At 61.4% G+C, this 3,887-nt stretch carries 3 protein-coding genes; 2 read left to right on the top strand and 1 reads right to left on the bottom strand.

The genetic code is table 11. The features are described from left to right. Positions 1–1,320, bottom strand: a 1,320-nt coding sequence (locus ACM6IT_RS23055) for a carbon starvation CstA family protein (protein ID WP_414918752.1), incomplete at its 3' end; no start/stop codon positions are given. Positions 1,321–1,723: 403 nt separating this feature from the next. On the opposite strand from ACM6IT_RS23055, the gene ACM6IT_RS23050 reads away from it, so the two are divergent. Both ACM6IT_RS23050 and ACM6IT_RS23045 read left to right on the top strand, forming a co-directional pair. Then, the gene (locus ACM6IT_RS23050; protein ID WP_414918751.1) at positions 1,724–3,088 is read left to right on the top strand and encodes a cache domain-containing protein; all 1,365 of its coding nucleotides are present in this window, start codon (positions 1,724–1,726) and stop codon (positions 3,086–3,088) included. Positions 3,089–3,120: 32 nt separating this feature from the next. After that, complete coding sequence (locus ACM6IT_RS23045; RefSeq protein WP_056724176.1) at positions 3,121–3,753, top strand: response regulator; 633 nt, start codon at positions 3,121–3,123, stop codon at positions 3,751–3,753. The last annotated feature ends 134 nt before the right edge of the window (positions 3,754–3,887 follow it).

Below are 3,887 nucleotides of genomic sequence, written 5' to 3'. Positions count from 1 at the left end.
GCCGGCACGGGCCAGGATGGTGGTTTCACCGATGTCATGGGCTACGGCTTGCAAGGCTTCCGGGGTAATGGCGAAGCCCCAGCTGCTGACGGTTTGCGCAACGGCCACCACATCACCGCCGACCACGGCCGCCGGACTGTTCATGGCGAAGTACACGCCCGGATCGATCACCGAAGCGGCAACCATGGCCATGATCGCCACGAAAGATTCCATCAGCATGCCGCCGTAACCGATGTAGCGGGCATGCCCCTCGCTGGCGAGCAGCTTGGGCGTGGTGCCGGAAGCAATCAGCGAGTGGAAACCGGAAACCGCGCCACAGGCGATGGTGATGAACAGGAACGGGAACAGACCGCCCTTCCAAACCGGACCGGTACCGTCGACGAACTGGGTCAGGGCCGGCATTCTCAGCTCGGGCATGGTCACCAGGATGCCGATGGCCAGGGCGACGATGGTGCCGATTTTCAGGAAGGTCGACAGATAGTCACGCGGTGCCAGGATCAGCCACACCGGCAGTACCGCCGCGACAAAACCGTAGCCGATCAGCATCCAGGTGATCTGGATACCGGTAAAGGTGAAGGCCTTGGCCCACACCGGATCGGCGGCAACCTGCCCGCCGAGCCAGATCGAACCCAGCAGCAACAGCACGCCGATTACCGAGATTTCGCCAATGCGACCCGGGCGGATGTAGCGCATGTAGATGCCCATGAACATCGCGATCGGAATGGTCGCCATCACCGTGAAAATCCCCCAAGGACTCTCGGCCAGGGCCTTGACCACGATCAGCGCCAGCACCGCGAGGATGATGATCATGATCAGGAAGCAGCCGAACAGCGCGATGGTGCCGGGGATGCGGCCCATTTCTTCACGGACCATGTCGCCCAGGGAACGGCCGTTGCGGCGGGTTGACATGAACAGGACCATGAAGTCCTGAACGGCACCGGCCAGCACCACGCCGGCAATCAGCCACAGCGTGCCGGGCAGGTAGCCCATCTGCGCCGCCAACACCGGGCCGACCAAAGGCCCCGCGCCGGCAATGGCCGCGAAGTGGTGACCGAAAAGTACGTGCTTGTTGGTCGGAACATAGTCCAGACCATCGTTATTGAGCACAGCCGGCGTGGCCCGATTGGGGTCGAGCTGCATCACTTTATTGGCGATGAACAGGCTGTAATAGCGGTAGGCAACAAGGTAGATGGCGACGGCTGCGACTACGATCCACAGGGCGTTGATCGCTTCGCCGCGGCGCAGGGCCACGACACTCAGCGCAATCGCTCCCAGGACAGCCACGGCAAACCAGGCGAGGTGTTTAGCCAGACGGGGCATAGCGTGTCTCCTGCCGACAGCCAGTGACTGCGGCGGTAATTTTTATAATTGTGTCCGCGATGCGGAGCTGGCCCAATATCCGCGCATGCCGTCCACAAATAAATCCGCGTTACTACGTACGTGGTGTCTACGTAGTTCTACGTAGATGACACCGATCTCCTGTGGGTTGACCACCGGATCCGGGGCCATCCCCGATCAAATGTGGGAGCGAACTTGCTCCGGGCGGCGTTCCGACGATAGCGGACTTTCAGCCACATCACTTCCGAATGTGCCTCCCTCATCGCGAGCAAGCTCGCTCCCACAGGTTTTGCACACTCCCACCCGGTCATTCCGTCCAGCAACGCTACAAGCCCAGCGCCTCTTTGGCATATGATCCCGAGCCTTCGCGCGGGCAGGAGTCAACATGCAGCTCAAACACAAGATCGTCGCCCTCGGGATTCTGCCGCTGGTGCTGGCCATTGCCGTCATCTGCGCGCTGGTGATTTCCCTCAACCGCCAACTGGGCGATCAACAGGCGCAACTGATCGAAGACAGCATTCTGGCGAGCAAGCGCGCGGAGCTGAAAAACTACGTGGAAATGGCCCAGAGCCTGATCGCGCCCCTGTACGACGACGGCCACGGCAATGCCCACGCCCAGCAACAAGTGCTGGAAGAACTGCGCAAGCTCAGCTTCGGCATCAACGGCTACTTCTTCGTCTACGACCACGAAGGCCGCAGCCTGATGCACGCGCGCCAGTCGGAACTGGTGGGCCAATACCTGTGGGACATGAAAGACCCCCACGGCCTGCCGGTGATCCAGGCGCTGCTCAAAAGCGCGCAGTCGGGTGAAGGCTTTCAACGCTACGCCTGGAACAAGCCCTCCTCCGGCCAGGTGACCGACAAGCTCGCCTACGTAGTGATGCTCGATCGCTGGGGCTGGATGCTCGGCACCGGCATCTACCTCGAAGACGTCGAACGCGCCACCCAACAAGCCCGTGCCGAAGTGGCCATGGGCATCCGCAAGACCATGATGGCGATTGCCGTGGTCGCCCTCGTCGCGGTGCTGTTCGTGTTCGCCACGGGCATGACCCTCAACGTCAGCGAACATCGGCTGGCGGACAAAAAACTGCAGCGCCTGACCCAGCGCATCGTCAGCCTGCAGGAAGAAGAACGATCCCGGGTGTCCCGCGAGTTGCACGACGGCATCAGCCAGGTGCTGGTCTCGATCAAGTTCCAGTTCGAACTGGCCAGCCATCTGCTGGAACGCGGACAAGCCGACGACAAGGGTTTGAACGCGCTCAGAGACGCCACCGAGCGCCTGGGCGATGCCATCGGTGAAGTGCGCAGCCTCTCCCATGACCTGCGCTCCTCCTTGCTCGACACCCTCGGCCTGCCGGCGGCCATCGGCCAACTGGCCGCCGAATTCGAGCAGCGCAGCGGGTTGACCGTGACCTATGACGAAAATGAATTCGACTGCCTGCTGGTCGACGGCGCGGCGGTTTCGCTGTTCCGCATCGTCCAGGAAGGCCTGACCAATATCGAACGCCACGCGCAGGCGAAAAACGTGTCCATTACACTGCGCGGCTGCGACGAGTCCGTGCGGCTGACGGTGGTCGATGACGGTATCGGTTTCAACGTCGCCCAGGTCGAACGTCGTCAGGCCGGCATTGGCTTGCGTAACATCCGCGAACGCGTCGAACATTTTGGCGGGCGCTTCGATCTGATTTCGATGCCGGGCAGAAGCGAGCTGGACGTGCGGCTGCCAATGAAACCTGCGGTAAAACGCTGAGCCCGCGCAAAACTACAAGAGTGAATATTGCGATGAACCTGCCCTCCCCGATCCGCGTCGCCCTGGTCGACGATCACTCCCTGGTCCGCGACGGCATCAAGGCGCTGCTGGCCGTGATGTCGCCCCTGGAAATGGTCGGCGAAGCGGAAAACGGCGCCGAGGCCATCGAAATGGTCGGACGCTGCCAGCCCGACCTGCTGCTGGTCGACATCAGCCTGCCAGACATGAACGGCCTGGAACTGACCCGCGTGCTGCGCAGCCAGTACCCGTCGCTCAAGGTGCTGGTGCTGAGCATGTACGACAATTACGAATACGTGAGCGAGTCGGTGCGCTCCGGCGCCAGCGGCTACGTGCTGAAGAACGCCCCGTCCCGGGAAATCATCGCCGCCATCGAAGCCATCACCAGCGGCGGAACCTTCTACAGCGCCGAAATCGCCCAGCGCCTGATCGCCGACCGCAACACCGACAACGAACTGACCCCGAGGGAAAGCCAGGTCCTGTCGAAGATGGCGCAAGGCTTGAACAACAAGGAAATGGCCCGGGAACTGGACATCAGCGTGCGCACGGTGGAAACCCATCGCCTGAGCATCCGGCGCAAACTCAACATCGACAAGCCGGCAGCGCTGGTCAAGTACGCCCTCGATCATGGGCTCATCTCCCGCTGACACCCGCACCCACAATGGTCATCAAATCATCCATTGACTGCATCGATAGTCACCATTGATTCAATGAAGTTCTCTTAAAAAATCCACGGCGTAACATCTGCTCCATACCAACCCATAAGTACCCCGGAGCACAC

It is taken from the genome of Pseudomonas sp. IT-P4 (assembly GCF_949767755.1).
Taxonomy (GTDB): Bacteria; Pseudomonadota; Gammaproteobacteria; order Pseudomonadales; family Pseudomonadaceae; genus Aquipseudomonas; species Aquipseudomonas monachiensis.
The sequence above is the reverse complement of the archived record's forward strand: the minus strand, read 5'-3'. Positions and strand labels throughout refer to the sequence as shown.